Source organism: Allokutzneria sp. NRRL B-24872 (assembly GCF_002155965.1).
Taxonomy (GTDB): Bacteria; Actinomycetota; Actinomycetes; order Mycobacteriales; family Pseudonocardiaceae; genus Allokutzneria.
Map to the genome: position 1 here is coordinate 1,560 of NZ_MUMH01000025.1, position 15,972 is coordinate 17,531.

Genomic DNA, 15,972 nt, shown 5'->3' on the forward strand with positions numbered 1-15,972 from the left:
GATGTTGCGCATCGGTTTCTGTTCGGGGTCCACCCATGGCGGTGGGATGAAGTCCGGCCTTCCATCCTCGGCGAAGACGATCTTCCAGTGTTCTTGGTGGATGACGTGATGGTGGTGCGAGCACAGCAAGGTCATGTTGTTGAGGTCGGTTGGCCCTCGGTGCTGTGTCCAGTGCAAGACGTGGTGAGCTTCCGTCCATGCCGGGGGCCGATCACATCCGGGGAACGCGCAACCTTTGTCCCGCACGGCGAGTGCCCTCCGTAGCGGTGGTGGCGCGGTCCGAACTGATCGCCCGTAGTCGAGCGGGATGCTCTCCCCGTTCAACACGACGGGAATGACCTCGGCGTCGCAGGCGACCTGTCGCAGCAGTGAGGCCGTGGCTTCGCCATCCCAGTCGGTGTAGCCGGAGCGGACCTTCTCTTCCAGCCAGTCCAACCGCATCGTGACGACCATCTGCGGGCGCACGCCTCCGCTGATCGGCAGATCGTGGGTGGACATGGCGATCGTGATCAGTTCGCAGAGTCCGTCGGCGTAGCGCTGTTCAGGCGTGCGCGGGTCTTCTTCGCCGCCGACCGGTCGGGGTTTGGAGACGGCGTGCAGGGCTTCTTCGACCATCGCACCTTCGATCGGCGGCAGGCATCCGTTGAAGACCAGCCACCCGTGCTGGTTCATGGTCATCCTGAACGAGCGCGCCTCCACAGCTGCTTGCTCGTCCCTGAACGCACCCGCCTGATCGACATGCGAACGCACCCGCTTGCCCACCTGCATCAACTCACGCGGAGTCAACTCCGGCGCGCACGCCAACAACGCCTCCTCAGCCTCATCGGCGACCTCAGCCGGGACGTTCTTGATGACATCCGCGATGATCGCGGCGTGGTCGCTGCTGATCACGCCTGCGTAGAGGGCGTCTCGCGTGTCAGGCACACCAGGCAGGTCTTCCACGAGTTGCGAGCGTCGCTTCGCTTCCGCCGGAGAAATCCTCAGATGCGACCGCAACAGCGTCGCGATGTTCCGACACCCCAGCGAGGTGTGCAGGCCACGATCCTCAGCACACGCGGCGGCGTCGATCTTCACTGCCGTCAACAAATTCGTGATTGTCTCCAGCTTCGCCAGGAACGCGAGATGCTCATCCTCAGACAACTGACAGACATCGCTTAGTGCGAGATGATCTAGCAAAAGTGACTCGATGGCGTTGGTATCCAACATGATCACACCTCCTTTCTTGTTGGATACCTCAATTTTAGCAAGTCCTCGGGATGCGTCAAATCTGTTGCAGGCTAAGGAGAAACGCGACTTTCAGCTGACAGCGAAACTGGGTCGGCTTTACCTGGGGTGCGCGTGCCATACGCTTGCTCGCGTGGGCCGGGATTCATCCCGTGCCCGCCCGGCTAATGAGGGCACGCGCAAGGGGCCCCAGGTCAAGCCGACCCCCCGCGCTGGAACCAGCCGTTCCCCCGCTGGAAGCCCAGCTCGGCAGACCTGGAAACCCAGCTGGAACGAGCTAAAAACAGCCGTTCCCCCACTGGAAGTCCAGCCGTGCCCGACCTGGAATTCCAGCCGCTCAAGCTGGAAGTCCAGCCGTCCCCCGGCAGGAAGCCCAGCCGTACCCGACCAGGAACTCCAGCCGTCCCCGACCGAAAACCCCACACAACACAAACCCGGTCGTCCCGGTTAACAGCAGATCGACAGCGGGTGACAACTCCGGCCAAGACGCAAGCCCTGTCACTAGCTCGGTGGACATCCCGCCGCGTCGAAGCTGCTTGAAACGGTTTCACGACCCATCATGGTGGGCACGCACCTAGCAGAGCGCCCGAGCGAGGAGGTTCGCATGGCAGGCAAGCACGCCAAGCCGGACCCGACGCTGCTCGACGGCCGCTACCAGCTCGAAGCGCCGATCGGGCACGGCGGTGGCGCTGACGTGTTCCGCGCGACCGACACGATGCTGGACCGCCCGGTCGCGGTGAAGATCTTCCACCAGGACGCGAAGCAACGGTTCCGCGCCGAGTGCGCGGTGTCCGCGCAGTTGAGCCATCCCAACGTGGCCACGGTGTTCGACGCGGGCACGGACCACGGGCGGGACTACCTGGTCCTGCGCCTGGTCGAGGGGCGCACGCTCGCGGAGAAGCTGAGCAGGGGGCCGCTCACGCCGGGATGGGTCTGCCGGATGGGCGGGCTGGTCGCGGAGACGCTGGCGCACGTGCACGCGAACGGCTTCGCGCACGGGGAGATCGAGCCGACGAACATTCTGCTGGGCCCCAAGGAGCAGCCGTACCTCGCGGGGTTCGGCAGTGCGCGCTCAGCCGAGGACACCAGCGCTGACGTTCGCGCGCTCGGGCTCGTGCTGAGGAACGCGGTGGGGCCGAGGGTTCCCGATGCGATCAGGGCGATGATCTCCGATGAGCCGCCGACTGCCGCCGAGTGCGCGCGCCGGCTGAACTCGACCGCGCGCAGGCTCGGGGCCGCCCCGGTGCTGCCGGTGTGCTCGGTCCGGCCGCCCACCAGCGCGCCCCAGGAAATGCCTGATCCGCCGCGCCGGCGCGGACTCGCGATGGTTCTGGCGAGCGCGTTCGCGGTGACTTCATTGCTCGTTTTTCCGGCCGGAGTACTCGACGCGACCACTCCGGCACCAGTGCACCGTGCCCCGACTGTCGTAGCGGATACCGTCGCGGCGCCGTAAAACCCCAGCTCAGAACGTCATATATCAGCGCGGTGAGCAATTCGTACCGAGTGTTTTATCATTGTTCTGATAATGCTTTGCCGGTAATTTGCCGGTAACCTACCGGTGAGTAGATTCCCTGTTCTTCTCGCCGTTGGGAGTTTTCCCGTGAACAGACGAGTGATGGCGTTCGGCGTCGTCGCCGGGTTCGGTGCCGCCCTGTTCGGCATCGGTGGCGGCGTCGCGGTCGCCGGTCCGGTCAGCACGACGCTCACCTACAGCTGCGACTTCCCGCTGATCGGTCCCTACGACGTCAGCACCAAGATCGATGTCACCCTGCCGGACTCCGGAACGGTCGGCCAGCCGGTCCAGGCCACCGACCTCAAGGTCACCGTCACCGTCCCCGAGGACGTGGTGGCCGCGCTGGCGATCTTCGAGGCCGCGACCGTCGCGGGCAGCGCCACGGCGGGAGCGGTGGTCACCGACTCCGCCGGGCAGGCCCAGGACCTCGCGCTCTCGCTGAACGTGCCGAGCGTGGTGATCCCGCCGACCGGCCCGCTTCCCGTGCTCGCGCTCGGCGCCGTGCCACCGGCGACGGTGGCCACCGCGGGCACCGCGAAGGTCTCGGTCGCCCCCACCTACAACGCCACCCTGACCCCGAGGAAGGCCGACGGCTCCGAGACCGACCTCGGCACCTTCGACCTGCCCTGCACCGCCAGCCCCGCCACCCAGGACCGCACGCTGGGCACGATCCCGATCGCCAGCGCCGTGCGATGAGGATCGCGGTCCTCGCGATCGCGCTGGTCGCCGTCCTGGTGACCGCGTCGGCCTCGGCAGGCGGCGCCACCCGCCCAGTGGCGCCCGCCTGCCCTACCGAAGAACCCTGCGAGCCGGGGGTGGACGCGCTCACCCCGATCGATTTCAAGATCGTCGGCAAGTCCACGGTGGCGAAGCTCGGATCGGACCTGGCGATGGGGCCGGGGGAGATGCGCACCCTGCTCGACGCCAAGACCGGTGACGTGACCGGGGACCTGCTCTTGCCGCCGTCCGCCGGCTACTTCGTCATGTTCGGTTTCACCCCTACAACGTCCACTGTGGATTTCACGCAGGACGGCAAGACCGTCGGCAAGATCGTCCGCGGCGTGCTGACCACCACCTCCAAGATCAGCATCCGGCTGCGCGAGGTCAAGGTCGCGGGCGTGCCGCTGGACGTCGGCCCGAACTGCCGCACGGTGACACCCGCGGTGATCGAGCTGACCAGCGGCCCGTCACCACCGCCGTTCGTGCCGCCGCGCCTGCTCAAACCGCTCTACGGCACCTTCACCATGCCCGCTTTCTCCGGGTGCGGCGCGAAGGAACCCCTGGACTCGCTGCTCACCGGCCTGATCTCCGGGCCGGGCAACGCGGTCCGCGTCGAGCTGACCCACATCCCCCGGTGAGGACCCATGCTCCAGCGCGCCCTCGGACTGGTGCTGCTGGTCGTGCTGGCCGCCGTGCCCGCGCTGACCGTGGCGATCTACCGCGACGCCTTCACCACCTCCACCACCGTGACCCTGCGCACTGACCACACCGGCAACCAGCTGTCCGTGGCCTCCGACGTGAAGGTCAACGGGTTGCTGGTCGGTGAGGTTCGCAGGGTGTCCAGCCGGGGCGACGGGGCGGAGCTGGAGCTGGCTCTGCACCGGGACAAGAGCGTTCCCCGCGACTCCACCGCGCGCCTGCTGCCGAAGACGTTGTTCGGCGAGCGCTACGTGGCGCTGCGGCCGGGAACCGGTGCGCCCCTGGTGGACGGGGACGTCATCGGGCAGGACCGCAGCAGCTCCGCGGTTGAGCTGGAGCGCGTGCTGGCGGGGGTGATGCCCACGCTCCAAGCGCTCCAGCCGCAGAAGCTCGCCGTCACGCTGAGCGCGGTTTCCCAGGCGCTGCAAGGACGAGGAGCGCAGCTCGGGCGAACGCTCGTTCAGCTGGAGGACTACCTCCGCCAGCTCAATCCGCACGTCCCGCGGCTCACCGACGGGCTGGGCAAGCTCGCCGCAGTGTCCACTGTGTACTCCGACGCGGCGCCCGATCTGCTCGAAGCTCTGCGGGAGTTGACGGTCACGAGCACCACGCTCGTCGAGCAGCGCGCCAACAACGATGCTTTGTTCCGCAGTGTCACTACGACGTCCAACGACTTCGCGACCTTCCTCGACCGCAACGAGCGCAACCTGATCCGCCTCGCCGCTGCGAGCCGCCCGCCGCTGGAGCTGTTCGGTGAGTACTCGCCGTCGTTCCCGTGCACCTTGGAAACGCTGGTCAGCCTGAAACCGATGCTGGACAAGGCGTTCGGCAAGGGAACGGACAAGCCCGGCCTGCGTGTCTCGGTGCGCCCGGGAGCGTCGAAGGGCGCGTACGTGCCGGGCAAGGACACGCCGCGCTACGACGCCAAGGGCGGGCCGAAGTGCTATCCGTTCGGCCAATCGCCGAGCCGGGGCGGGTTCGTGCCGATCTCCGCGGACGGTGAACTCGGCGTGCCGAATTCACCGCAGGAGCGCGATGTCGTCGCCGCGCTGGTCGCCCCGTCCCTCGGTGTCGCGCCCGCCGACGTGCCGAACTGGGGCAGCGTGCTGCTCGGGCCGATGCTGCGCGGTACGGAGGTGGGCGTCGGATGAGCGAGCTGATCAAGTTCGTCGCCTTCGCCGTCGTGACGATCACCATGACCGTGGTGCTCGCGGTGACGATCAACGGCGCAGGGGTCGGTGACGGTGTCGGCTACCGCGCGAGGTTCGTCGACGTCACCTCGCTGAACGCGGGCGATGACGTGCGGATGTCCGGCGTTCGAGTCGGCCAGGTCGAGTCGATGTCGCTTGTGGACGATCGCGTCGTGGAAGTCAGGTTCTCCGTCAGTGCCCGCCGCAAGCTGCCTGCCGCGAGCCGCGCGGTGATCAAGTACCGGAACCTCGTCGGCCAGCGCTACCTCGCGCTCGAACCAGGTGAAGGTGATCCCGGTGTGCTGTCGCCGGACGCGACGATCCCGGTGGAGCGCACGACTCCGGCACTCGACCTGACCCTGCTGTTCAACGGATTCAAGCCGCTGTTCCAAGCGCTCTCGCCGGAGGACGTGAACACGCTCTCCATGCGGATCATTCAGGTCCTGCAAGGAGAAGGCGGAACGGTGAAGAACCTGCTGGCGCACACCGCCTCCCTGACCTCGACGATCGCGGCCAAGGACAAGGTGATCGGCGAGGTCGTCGACAACCTCAACTCCGTGCTGAAGACCGTGAACGAGCGCGGTGACCGATTGTCCACTTTGGTCACAACTACGCAGCAGCTGGTCAGCGGGCTCGCCAAGGACCGCAAGCCCATTGGTGACGCCGTCAGCGCGCTCGCCGAGCTGACCGACGCGACGTCCGGCCTGCTGGGCCAGGTGCGCGAGCCGTTGCGCAAGGACATCGACGGACTGCGCAAGCTCTCGACGAACCTGACCGAGAACTCCGACGTGCTGGACGGATTCCTCAAGCGCCTACCGGTGAAGTACGAGAACCTGGGCCGGATCGCCTCCTACGGCTCGTGGTTCAACTTCTTCCTGTGCTCGGCGGACGCGCCCGGAGTGCAGCCCGCGCCCGGAGGTCCTCCGGTCGGGATTCCCGTGACCGCGGCGAGGTGTGGCGGATGAAGCGCCGCGATCCCGTCGTCATCGGAGCGGTCGGCATGGTCGCGATCGTCGTGGCCATGCTCGGCACGTTCTTCGCCGAGGACGTCTTCGGCGGGCCTCGGCACACCGCCGAGTTCGCGGAGTCCGCGGGGCTCAGCGAGGACGACGAGGTGCGCGTTTCCGGCCTCAGCGTGGGAAAAGTGCTCGCCGTGGACCTGGTGCGGGATCGCGTGCGCGTGACCTTTCGCGCGGGCGCTGTTCGCCTCGGGGACCGGACCTCGGCGTCGATCCGGATCAAGAACCTGCTCGGGCAGAAGTACCTCGCGATCGAGCCGCGCGGCGAGGCCGACCTGACCGGGCCGATTCCGCGCGACCGGACGTACTCGCCCTACGACGTGACCGAGGCGTTCTCCGGGCTGGCGAAAACTGTCGATCAACTCGACACGAAGCAGCTCGCGAACGGCTTCCGAGCACTGTCCGAGGCGTTCAAGGACACCCCGGAGGAAGTCCGAAAGGCTCTCGCCGGATTGTCCGCGCTGGCCACGACGATCTCTTCACGCGACGCGCAGCTCGCGGCGCTGTTGGGCAACACCGAAAAGATCACGCGCACGCTCGCCGACCGTGACGGCGAGATCGAACGATTGCTCAAGGACGGCAACCTGTTGCTCGGCGAGATCGCCAAGCGCAGAGAAGCGATTCGCGGCCTGCTGACCGGAGTGCGCGCGATGTCGAAGGAGCTGTCCGGGCTCGTCGACGACAACACGAAGCAGGTCGGCCCGGCGTTGCAGGAGCTGGAGAAGCTGGCGGACGTGTTGCAGCGAAACCAGAACAACCTCGACAAGGGGCTGTCTTTGTCGGGGCCGTTCTACCGATTGATCGCCAACGCGACCGGTAACGGGCGATGGATTGACAGCTACGTGTGCGGGCTCGTCCGCGCGCCGAACGGCTGCATCCCACCGAAGCCCTCGGGAGGCACGCGATGAGGCGGGTTCTGGTGCTCTCCATCGTCGTTCTCCTCGTCGCGGCAACGGGCGCGTTGTGGGTGCTCAGGCCGCCGAGCACGCGGATCACCGCGTTCTTCAGCGCGGCGGTGGGCGTGCACGAGGGAACGGACGTGCGCGTGCTCGGGGTCAAGGTCGGCGAAGTGCTGTCCGTGCACCCAGAACCGCAGCAGGTCAAGGTGATCCTCGCGGTGGACCACGACGTCGAGCTGCCCGCCGACGCGAGCGGGGTCGTCGTGACGCCGACCGTGGTCAGCGATCGTTACGTTCAGCTGACACCTGCCTACACCGGCGGAGCGCGCATGGGCGACGGCGCGGTGATCCCCGTGGAGCGCACCGCGACGCCGGTCGAGCTGGACCAGCTCTACGCGAGCCTGGACCGGATGACCGTCGACCTCGGGCCTGGCGGTGCCAACAAGGACGGCGCGCTGTCGGAGCTGCTGAACACCGGAGCGGCCAACCTCAAGGGCAACGGCGTCGCGATGAACGAGATGATCACCAAGCTCGGGCAGGCCGCGAAGACGCTGAACGGCTCGCAGAAGGACCTGTTCGGCACCGTGAGCCACCTCCAGAAGTTCACCTCGATGCTCGCCCGCAACGACGGTCAGGTGCGCGCGGCGGAGCGTCAACTCGCTGAGGTGACCGGGTTCCTGGCAGCGGACAGGGATGACCTGGGCGCCGCGCTCGCGGAGCTGCCCGGCGCGCTGGCGAAGGTCCAGGGCTTCATCAAGGACAACCGCGCCCGAATCAAGTCCTCTGTGGACAAACTCGCCGAGATCACCAAGGTCCTGGTCGCGCAGAAGGCTTCCCTCGGCGAGGCGTTGGACAGTGCGCCGCTCGCGGTGACCAACCTGATGAACGCCTACGACCCCGCGCGCAAGGTCTTGGACGGCCGGGTGAACATCAACGAGCTGTCGCCGCTGTTCCCGTTGCCGCCGGTGGGGGAGACGCGATGAGAAGAGCGCTCGCGCTGTTGTCCGTCCTGTTGCTCACGGCGGGATGTGTTGGCGCGTATGACATCCCGCTTCCAGGTGGAGCCGATGTCGGCACCAAGCCGTATCGCGTCACCGCGCAGTTCCGGGACGTGCTGGACCTCGTGCCGCAGTCGTCGGTGAAGGCGAACGACGTCGCGGTCGGTCGAGTCGAGAGCATCGACCTCGCCGAGGACGGCTGGACCGCTGAGGTGCGCCTGGTGCTGAACGGCGACGTGCGGCTGCCCGCCAACGCGGTGGCCCAGTTGCGTCAGACCAGCCTGCTCGGCGAGAAGTACGTGGAGCTGGCTCACCCGAAGCAGGAGCCGTCGACCGGCGTGCTCGCTGACGGCGCCGTGGTCCCCGTTGCGCGCAGCGGCCGGAATCCGGAGGTCGAGGAGGTCTTCGGCGCGCTCGCGATGGTGCTCAACGGCGGCGGAGTGGCTCAGCTGCGCGACATCACCAGGGAGCTGAACGCCGCTCTCGGCGGGAACGAGAAGGAGATCCGCTCGCTTCTGACCACTGTGGAGGAATTCGCGCGCGGCCTCGACCAGAACCGTGACAAGATCACCGCCGCGTTGGAGGGAGTGCGCAAGCTCTCCGCGACCCTGGACGCGCGGCGTGAACCGATCGGGACGGTGCTGGACAAGCTGGAGCCCGGCGTGAAGGTCTTCGCCGAGCAGCGGGAGTCCTTCACCGCGATGCTCAAGGCGCTCGACCGGCTCTCCGGCGTCGCGTCCCGGACGGTCACCGCGAGCAAGGACGACGTGGTGGCCGGGCTGCGTGCGCTCGAACCGACGCTGCGCAGGCTCGCCGAGGCCGGGCAGAAGCTCCCGCAGGCGCTCGAAGTGCTGCTGACCTACCCGTTCCCGGACTCCGCGCTCGATGCGATCAAGGGCGACTACCTCAACGTCTTCCTGACCCTGGTGGTGCCGCGATGAGAGTCAAGATCACGGCGTTCGTGCTGATCGCGTTGCTGGGCGTCAGTTACGTCGGCGCGCGCTACGCGGGGCTCTTCGGTACCGGAGGCTACGTGGTGCACGCGCGGCTGGCCGACTCCGGCGGGCTGTTCACCAACGCCGAGGTGACCTATCGCGGCGTGGCGGTCGGGCGGGTCGGGCCGATGCGGCTCATCGCCGGAGGCGTCGAAGCCGATCTCGACATCCGCCCGGACACCCCGCCGATCCCCAGCGATCTCGCTGCCGTGGTGGCCAATCGCTCGGCGGTGGGGGAGCAGTACATCGACCTGCGCCCCAAGGCTTCCAGCGGGCCGTACCTCGCGGCGGGATCAGTGATCACCGAAACCAGCACGCCGAAGCCGGTCGAAGCTTTGTTGTCCAATTTGGACAGTTTCGTGCGATCGGTTCCCAGTGATTCGCTGCGCACGGTCATCGACGAGCTGGGCACGGCTTTCCAGGGCTCCGCGACGAACTTGCAGGCGTTGCTGGACGCGGCGGGCAGCTTCACGAGCGCGGCGGCGGAGAACCTGCCGAAGACGACGCGGCTGCTGATCGACGCGCCCACCGTGCTGCAAACGCAGATCGAGGAGGGGGACGCGTTGAAGTCCTTCAGCGCCAACGCGAAGCTCTTCGCTCAGCAGCTGCGCTCCTCCGATGGCGATCTCCGCAAGCTGATCACCGCGGCGCCGCTGGTGTCCGAGCAGGTCAGCGCGGTGATCAAGGAGAGCGGTCCCGGGCTCGGCACGCTCATCGGCAACCTGATGACCACCTCAGAACTGCTGCTGGTGCGGCAGAACGGCTTGGAGCAGCTGCTCGTCAAGGTGCCGCAGGCGGTGGCGGCGGGGTCCACCGTGGTCGGTGACGACGGACTCCATTTAGGACTCGCGGTGACGTTCTTCGCGCCGCTGCCGTGTGTTTCGGGCTATCAGGGCACGGAATACCGCAACGGCCTCGACGTGACGCCGGGCAAGCCGCTCAACACCTCCGCGAGCTGCAAAGCACCGGCGAGCAGCGGCACCAACGTGCGCGGTGCGCAGAACGCGCCGAAGGGGGCACGATGAGAGCCCTGGCCGTGACCCTGTTGCTGCTGTTGGCAAGTTGCGCGACACCCGACGCGCGCGGAGACGCGCTGCGAGCCGGTCAGCGCGCGCTGGCGGTGTTCAACACGCTCGACCACCGCAACCTGGACGAAGGGCTTCAGCGCTGGCTGGACGAGTCCACGGACGGGCTCCACGAGGAGTTCCTGCGGATCGACAAGGAGCGCATCCGGCAGGCCGCAACCGTCACCGAGGGGCGAGCGACCGACGCCGCGCTGCTGCACTCGGATGGTGACACGGCCAAGATCATCGCCGCCGTGGAGGTCACGGTCACCCCGATCACGGGCGAGCCGGTCACCAAACGTGGCCGCTACCAAGCGGATCTGCGCCGCACACCTGTCGGCTGGAAGGCCTCGGCCGTGGCGCCGGTGCCGATCTCGGCGGAGCAGGTGATCACCCACGAAGGCGTCGACCACGTCGTGGAAGCCATGGCGACGTTGTTCTCCTACCGCTTCGACGACACCACCGACCGAACCCGGGATCTGTTGCACGGCAAAGCGATCGAACAGCACCAGCGGATGTTCGACGCGATCCGACGACAGGGAGCCGAGCAGCGGATCGTGCTGGCATCGAAGGTCGTCCGGGCCGGAATCCGCGTGCGCGAAGGAGATCGCGCCGTGCTGCTGGTGTTCCTGGACCAGGCGTTGGAGCGCGGTGGGCAGACGAGCGTCGCCGCCGCGCAGCTCACGGTCACCACCGAACGCATCGACGGAAGGTGGCGCGTCACCGACCTGCAACCCCGATGAGGAGACCGCAATGCGACGAGTGATCACGGTGCTCGCCACCGTGCCCCTGCTGCTCGGACTGCTCGGCACCGCCCCGGCCGCCGCGGCCGTGAAGATCGACTACGAGGTCACCGGGACCGACACCATCAAGAAGACCGGCTCCGTGCTGCACCTCGGCCCCGGTCGGCTCGACACCGAACTGGAGGCGTCGACCGGCGCTATCACCGGCTCGCTCAGCCTGCCGCCGGTGCGCACCACGTTCACCGCGCTCGGATTCCTGCCCGTGGCGGCGAAGGTCGAGTTCATCCCGGTCGGCCAGACCACCGGCAAGATCGTCGCGGGCAAGGTCACCTCGCGCTCCGAGCTGCGGGTGAAGCTCAGCGACGTCACCGTGGGCGGATTCCCCGCGCTGGTCGGCGACTCGTGCCAGAGCCGCACGCCGATGGTGGTCGAGCTGACCTCCGAGCCCGGCTTCAACCCCGTCCGCGGCGGCAAGCTCTCCGGGACGCACGAGCTTCCGCCGTTCGGCGGCTGCTTCCTCGCCGAAGTCCTGGTCAACCTGCTCGTCCCCGGACCGGGCAACGTGCTCTCGTTGGAGCTCAAGCGAATCACCGGTTAGGCGGCTGTGTCGGCGGCCCTGGTGGAAATAACCTTCCCGGGCCGCCGTCGTCGAGACTCCTTCACCGTGGAAGGCAGCCGTGACCAGGTTGATCGACGCGGGCAGCCCGTGGGCCAAGCTGCCGAGCGAACTCGCGCCGCTGATGCGCGCCCAGGTACCCGGGGTCACCGAGCAGATCCTCAGCCGCATCCAGGAGGAGATACCCGAGTACTCCCGGCCGCTGGACGGCTCCTTCGGGCAGGCGATCACCAACGGCGTCGAGCACGCGCTGAGGCAGTTCGTGCGCCGCGTCGCCGATCCGCGGGCCCCGCTGGACGCGTGCGCGGAGATGTACCGGCGGCTCGGGCGCGGTGAGTTCCGCGAGGGGCGCAGCCTCGACACGTTGCAGGCCGCCTACCGGCTCGGCGCGCGCATCGCCTGGCGCAGCATGTCCGAGTTCGGCGAGCAGGTGCAGCTGTCCACCGCGACCATGCGCGCGCTCGGCGAGGCCGTCTTCGAGCACATCGACGACCTCGCCGCGCTCGCCGTGGAGGGCTACCTCGCGGAGCAGGCCAAGGCCAGCGGCTCGCTCGAACGCCGTCGCCGCAGGCTGCTGGAGCTCATCCTGGCCGAGCCCGCTCCGCCGAGGCAGGTCATCGCCGAGCTGGCCGACGCCGTCGACTGGCCGCTGCCCGCCCGGGTGCACGCGGTCGCGCTCGATCCCGGCGCCGTGCCCGAGGCGCTGCTGGACGGCCCGATCCTGGCCGACCTGGAGGGGCCGGCGCCGCACCTGCTCGTGCCCGAGGGCATCGACTTCGACCAGCACCTGCGCGAAGTCCTGCACGGCGGTCGCGCCGCGGTCGGCCCGCTCGCCCTGCTGGAGGAGGCCGCCGAGTCGCTGCGCTGGGCGCGTCGTGCCGTGCAGCTCGTCCGCGACGGTGTGCTGCCCGACACGCCCGTGCTGCGGTGTTCGGAACACCTGGCCAGCCTGTGGTTGGTCAGCTCGTCGTTCCTGCGCGATGCCCTTATCCGCCAACGACTCGCGCCCCTCGACCCGTTGACGCCGCGCCAGTGGGAGCGGCTGGCGGAGACCCTGCTCGCGTGGCTGGAGACCCGCAGCGGCGCACCCGGTGTCGCGTCCCGGCTCGGCATCCACCCGCAGACCGTGCGCTACCGCCTGCACCAGCTCGAAGACCTCTTCGGCGACGCGCTCACCGACCCCGTCACCCGCTTCGAACTCGAAGTGGCGTTGCGCGCGGACCGGCTGGCGCGCGGGGACCGCGACATATAGTTGAGTCAGTGGAGATCCTGAACGAAGACTCGCTTGCGGAGTCGAGCATGCTCACTGATCAGAACCCGCTGCCCTCGACCATCGACGCACGGCTGCGCGCGCAGTTGGAGTTCGTCGTCGAGGTGGACCGGCTCAAGACCGTCCTGCGCCAGTCCCCGCTCGCCGCCGCCGACCGCCGCGAGAACGACGCCGAGCACTCGTGGCACCTCGCGCTGATGGTCGTGCTGCTGGCCGAGCACTCCGATGAGCCCATCGACGTCGGGCACACCGTCAAGCTGGTGCTCGTGCACGACCTCGTGGAGATCTACGCGGGCGACACACCGCTGTACTCCGACGCGACCGATCAGCAGGAGCGCGAGGAGGCCGCCGCCGACCGCCTCTTCGGCATGCTGCCCGCCGACCAGGCTCGCGTTTTCCGGGCTCTGTGGGATGAGTTCGAGGCGCGCGGCACGCCGGAAGCGCGTTTCGCGAAGGCCATGGACCGGTTGCAGCCGCTGCTGCTGAACTGGATGGCTCGCGGTGGCACGTGGAAGTCGCCCGGCGTCACGGCGGACGTCGTGCGGGCCAGGAAAGCCGTGATCGGCGAGGCGTCGTCGTCGCTGTGGGCCGCTGGCCGGGAACTCATCGACGAGGGCGAGCGCAGGGGCTGGGCCGCCCCAGGTCGCTAGTACCGGTTCGGGTGTCTTCGAGACCCCCGGACCTCCGCGTCTCGGTTTGACTGAAAATTCAGTCAGGATTACCGTCGGGGCGTCGGCGAGGAGAAGAGGCGTGATGCGGCGGCGGCAGTTCATGGGGTTCGGCCTGGCGGCGGGTGTGGCGCTGGCGGGGTGCGGTGGTCCGGCCGATGTCGCTCCGGGTGAGAGAACTCCTGCTCAGCGGCGGTGGGTGATGCCGGAGGAGGGGGAGCCGCACGAGCGGACGTGGATGGCGTTCGGGCCGAGCGAGCGGATCTGGGGCGCGGGCCTGCTGCCGAAGGTGCGAGCGGACCTGGCCAGGATCGCCACCGCGATCGCGCGCTTCGAGCCGGTGTCGATGCTGGTCAGGCCCGCTGAGCTGGAGGTGGCGCGGGGCATGGTCGGCGCGAACGTCGAGCTCGTCCCCGCCGAGGTCGACGACCTGTGGATGCGCGACACCGGGCCGGTGTTCGTGAAGGGCGGCGGCGCCAAGGCCGGGGTGGACTTCAACTTCAACGGCTGGGGTGGCAAGCAGGCGCACACCCGCGACGGCGAGGTCGCCGGGTTCGTCACCGGCAAGGCCGGCGTGCAGACCCTCCGCACCGATCTGGTGCTCGAAGGCGGTGGCATCGAGGTCGACGGCGAGGGCACGGCGATCATCACCGAGTCGTGCGTGCTCAACGACAACCGCAACCGGGGCAGGACGAAGGCCGAGGTCGAGGCGAAGCTCAGCGAGCTGCTGAGCGTCACGAAGGTGATCTGGCTGCCCGGGATCGCCGGGCGCGACATCACCGACGGCCACACCGACTTCTACGCGCGCTTCGCCGGTCCCGGTGTGGTCGTCGCGGGCCTGGACCACGACCCGAAGTCCTACGACCACGCGGTCACCCACCGCCACCTCGACATCCTGCGCGCGGCGACCGACGCTCGCGGACGTCCGCTGCGGGTGGAGACCCTGGACGCGCCAGAGGTGTTGCGGGCCGAGGACGCCGAGGGCGACTTCGCGGCGGGCTACATCAACTTCTACGTGTGCAACGGCGCGGTCATCGCCCCGGAGTTCGGCGATCAGCGGACCGACGCGGCGGCCAGGGCCACGTTGGAGCGGTTGTTCCCGAAGCGTGAGGTCGTGCAGATCAACATCGACGCCATCGCGGCGGGTGGCGGCGGAATCCACTGCACCACGCAGCAGGAGCCGGTCGACTGATGGCGAAGCGCAGAACTCAGCTCCTGCAAGCGGCGGTCCGCGTCATCGCCCAGGACGGTGTGCGCGGACTCCGCGTGGAGAAGCTCGCTGCTGAGGCGGGTGTGTCCACCGCGCTCATCTACTACCACTTCAAGGACCGCGCGGGCATCCTGCGCGCCGCGCTCGACCACATCAACCAGCGTGCGGAGCAGTACACCTCGGCTTCCGGCGACCTCGAACAGATGCTGCTCCTCGAACTCCAGGACACCGACGACGTCCGCGAGAACAGCATCGCCTGGGGCGAGTTACGCGCCAGCGCCGTGTTCAACGAGGAGCTGCGCGAGGCACTGCACGCCACCACGCGCGCGTGGAACGCCGACGTCGAAACCCTGCTCCGGCAGGCCGGTGTGACCGAGCCGGAGTTGGCCGCCGAGCACCTGACCGCGCTCGTCGAAGGGCTCAGCGAACGCTGGCACAGCGGCTCGATCACCTTGGAGCGCGCTCGCGAAGTCCTCGCTCACGCCGTGCTTGTCACAACTCGCGGAGCTGTCTCGTCATAGAGGTGTACCCACCAGACGAACGGCAGGGAGTGCACCAGTGGACGCTCGGATGAACCTCTTCGGCAACGCGGTCTCGGCGAAGTTCCTCAAGCACATCATCGCCTCCGGCAACCCGGTGAAGGAGTCGACGCTGCCCGCCGCGACGCAGGAGCTGGTGAAGATCCGGGCCAGCCAGATCAACGGCTGCGGGTTCTGCACCGACATGCACACCAAGGAAGCCACGCACGCGGGCGAGACCTCGGTGCGCCTCAACCTGATCGCGGCCTGGCGCGAGGCCACCGTGTTCACCGAGGCGGAGCGCGCGGCGCTGGAGCTGACGGAGCAGGGCACCCGCATCGCGGACGCGGCGGGCGGCGTGACCGACGAGGCGTGGGCAAACGCCGCCAAGCACTACGACGAGGACGAGCTCGCCGCGCTGGTCTCGCTGATCGCGCTCATCAACGCCTTCAACCGGGTGAACGTCCTCGTGCAGCAGCCCGCCGGGAGCTACCAGATCGGCCAGTTCGCCTAGCCCCGCGTTCCGCCCTGACCGCGTTCCGCCCACGACACCTCGCGCGCACCCTCAACGCCCGCCAGGCACGCCAAAACCCGTTTCGTACTCAACTCGGGAAAAAGAGCGCTCC

Annotated in this window: 17 protein-coding genes; 16 read left to right on the forward strand and 1 reads right to left on the reverse strand. The window is 68.3% G+C overall.

Annotation, left to right across the window (positions count from 1 at the left end):
- On the reverse strand, positions 1 to 1,206 hold a 1,206-nt coding region (locus tag CCN37_RS07475; RefSeq protein ID WP_143261481.1), incomplete at its 3' end, for an HNH endonuclease signature motif containing protein.
- Between the two features lie 622 nt (positions 1,207 to 1,828).
- Between CCN37_RS07475 and CCN37_RS07480 the strand changes: the two genes are divergently transcribed.
- From CCN37_RS07480 to CCN37_RS07555, 16 genes are all read left to right on the forward strand, one after another.
- A complete protein-coding gene (locus CCN37_RS07480; protein ID WP_168200560.1) occupies positions 1,829 to 2,677 on the forward strand; it encodes a serine/threonine-protein kinase in 849 nt (282 codons plus the stop codon).
- 147 nt (positions 2,678 to 2,824) lie between these two features.
- Positions 2,825 to 3,433 carry a DUF6801 domain-containing protein gene (locus CCN37_RS07485; protein WP_143261472.1) on the forward strand — a complete coding sequence of 203 codons (609 nt, stop codon included), beginning with the start codon at positions 2,825 to 2,827 and terminating at the stop codon, positions 3,431 to 3,433.
- The gene (locus tag CCN37_RS07490; RefSeq protein WP_086819946.1) at positions 3,430 to 4,095 is read left to right on the forward strand and encodes a hypothetical protein; all 666 of its coding nucleotides are present in this window, start codon (positions 3,430 to 3,432) and stop codon (positions 4,093 to 4,095) included. The genes CCN37_RS07485 and CCN37_RS07490 overlap by 4 nt, the downstream gene beginning before the upstream one ends.
- A 6-nt stretch (positions 4,096 to 4,101) precedes the next feature.
- Positions 4,102 to 5,307: an MCE family protein gene (locus CCN37_RS07495; RefSeq protein ID WP_086819947.1), complete on the forward strand. Its 1,206-nt coding sequence runs from the start codon at positions 4,102 to 4,104 to the stop codon at positions 5,305 to 5,307.
- Complete coding sequence (locus tag CCN37_RS07500) at positions 5,304 to 6,311, forward strand: MCE family protein (RefSeq protein WP_086819948.1); 1,008 nt, start codon at positions 5,304 to 5,306, stop codon at positions 6,309 to 6,311. Before CCN37_RS07495 ends, CCN37_RS07500 begins: the two co-directional genes overlap by 4 nt.
- Positions 6,308 to 7,273 carry an MCE family protein gene (locus CCN37_RS07505; RefSeq protein WP_371503753.1) on the forward strand — a complete coding sequence of 322 codons (966 nt, stop codon included), beginning with the start codon at positions 6,308 to 6,310 and terminating at the stop codon, positions 7,271 to 7,273. Before CCN37_RS07500 ends, CCN37_RS07505 begins: the two co-directional genes overlap by 4 nt.
- Positions 7,270 to 8,247 carry an MCE family protein gene (locus CCN37_RS07510; RefSeq protein ID WP_086819950.1) on the forward strand — a complete coding sequence of 326 codons (978 nt, stop codon included), beginning with the start codon at positions 7,270 to 7,272 and terminating at the stop codon, positions 8,245 to 8,247. Before CCN37_RS07505 ends, CCN37_RS07510 begins: the two co-directional genes overlap by 4 nt.
- Entirely contained in the window at positions 8,244 to 9,203 is a 960-nt protein-coding gene (locus tag CCN37_RS07515) for an MCE family protein (protein ID WP_086819951.1), read from the forward strand. Before CCN37_RS07510 ends, CCN37_RS07515 begins: the two co-directional genes overlap by 4 nt.
- Positions 9,200 to 10,282, forward strand: a complete 1,083-nt coding sequence (locus tag CCN37_RS07520; protein ID WP_086819952.1) for an MCE family protein — start codon at positions 9,200 to 9,202, stop codon at positions 10,280 to 10,282. The genes CCN37_RS07515 and CCN37_RS07520 overlap by 4 nt, the downstream gene beginning before the upstream one ends.
- Positions 10,279 to 11,064, forward strand: a complete 786-nt coding sequence (locus CCN37_RS07525) for a hypothetical protein (RefSeq protein WP_143261473.1) — start codon at positions 10,279 to 10,281, stop codon at positions 11,062 to 11,064. Before CCN37_RS07520 ends, CCN37_RS07525 begins: the two co-directional genes overlap by 4 nt.
- Positions 11,065 to 11,074: 10 nt before the next feature.
- Complete coding sequence (locus CCN37_RS07530) at positions 11,075 to 11,662, forward strand: hypothetical protein (RefSeq protein ID WP_143261474.1); 588 nt, start codon at positions 11,075 to 11,077, stop codon at positions 11,660 to 11,662.
- 79 nt (positions 11,663 to 11,741) lie between these two features.
- The gene (locus CCN37_RS07535; RefSeq protein WP_086819955.1) at positions 11,742 to 12,932 is read left to right on the forward strand and encodes a helix-turn-helix domain-containing protein; all 1,191 of its coding nucleotides are present in this window, start codon (positions 11,742 to 11,744) and stop codon (positions 12,930 to 12,932) included.
- Positions 12,933 to 12,979: 47 nt separating this feature from the next.
- Positions 12,980 to 13,600 (forward strand): HD family hydrolase, encoded by a 621-nt coding sequence (locus CCN37_RS07540; RefSeq protein ID WP_086820011.1) that lies wholly within the window; start codon positions 12,980 to 12,982, stop codon positions 13,598 to 13,600.
- A gap of 103 nt (positions 13,601 to 13,703) precedes the next feature.
- A complete protein-coding gene (locus CCN37_RS07545) occupies positions 13,704 to 14,810 on the forward strand; it encodes an agmatine/peptidylarginine deiminase (RefSeq protein ID WP_086820012.1) in 1,107 nt (368 codons plus the stop codon).
- Positions 14,810 to 15,349 carry a TetR/AcrR family transcriptional regulator gene (locus tag CCN37_RS07550; RefSeq protein ID WP_086819956.1) on the forward strand — a complete coding sequence of 180 codons (540 nt, stop codon included), beginning with the start codon at positions 14,810 to 14,812 and terminating at the stop codon, positions 15,347 to 15,349. The genes CCN37_RS07545 and CCN37_RS07550 overlap by 1 nt, the downstream gene beginning before the upstream one ends.
- 37 nt (positions 15,350 to 15,386) lie before the next feature.
- The gene (locus CCN37_RS07555) at positions 15,387 to 15,860 is read left to right on the forward strand and encodes a carboxymuconolactone decarboxylase family protein (RefSeq protein WP_086819957.1); all 474 of its coding nucleotides are present in this window, start codon (positions 15,387 to 15,389) and stop codon (positions 15,858 to 15,860) included.
- Positions 15,861 to 15,972: the final 112 nt, after the last annotated feature.

Bases quoted from the DNA above. Each gene is read 5' to 3' on its own strand.
- CCN37_RS07480 (WP_168200560.1), top strand. From the start codon at position 1,829: ATGGCAGGCAAGCACGCCAAGCCGGACCCGACGCTGCTCGACGGCCGC.
- CCN37_RS07490 (WP_086819946.1), top strand. From the start codon at position 3,430: ATGAGGATCGCGGTCCTCGCGATCGCGCTGGTCGCCGTCCTGGTGACC.
- CCN37_RS07495 (WP_086819947.1), top strand. From the start codon at position 4,102: ATGCTCCAGCGCGCCCTCGGACTGGTGCTGCTGGTCGTGCTGGCCGCC.
- CCN37_RS07500 (WP_086819948.1), top strand. From the start codon at position 5,304: ATGAGCGAGCTGATCAAGTTCGTCGCCTTCGCCGTCGTGACGATCACC.
- CCN37_RS07505 (WP_371503753.1), top strand. From the start codon at position 6,308: ATGAAGCGCCGCGATCCCGTCGTCATCGGAGCGGTCGGCATGGTCGCG.
- CCN37_RS07510 (WP_086819950.1), top strand. From the start codon at position 7,270: ATGAGGCGGGTTCTGGTGCTCTCCATCGTCGTTCTCCTCGTCGCGGCA.
- CCN37_RS07515 (WP_086819951.1), top strand. From the start codon at position 8,244: ATGAGAAGAGCGCTCGCGCTGTTGTCCGTCCTGTTGCTCACGGCGGGA.
- CCN37_RS07520 (WP_086819952.1), top strand. From the start codon at position 9,200: ATGAGAGTCAAGATCACGGCGTTCGTGCTGATCGCGTTGCTGGGCGTC.
- CCN37_RS07525 (WP_143261473.1), top strand. From the start codon at position 10,279: ATGAGAGCCCTGGCCGTGACCCTGTTGCTGCTGTTGGCAAGTTGCGCG.
- CCN37_RS07530 (WP_143261474.1), top strand. From the start codon at position 11,075: ATGCGACGAGTGATCACGGTGCTCGCCACCGTGCCCCTGCTGCTCGGA.
- CCN37_RS07540 (WP_086820011.1), top strand. From the start codon at position 12,980: ATGCTCACTGATCAGAACCCGCTGCCCTCGACCATCGACGCACGGCTG.
- CCN37_RS07545 (WP_086820012.1), top strand. From the start codon at position 13,704: ATGCGGCGGCGGCAGTTCATGGGGTTCGGCCTGGCGGCGGGTGTGGCG.
- CCN37_RS07550 (WP_086819956.1), top strand. From the start codon at position 14,810: ATGGCGAAGCGCAGAACTCAGCTCCTGCAAGCGGCGGTCCGCGTCATC.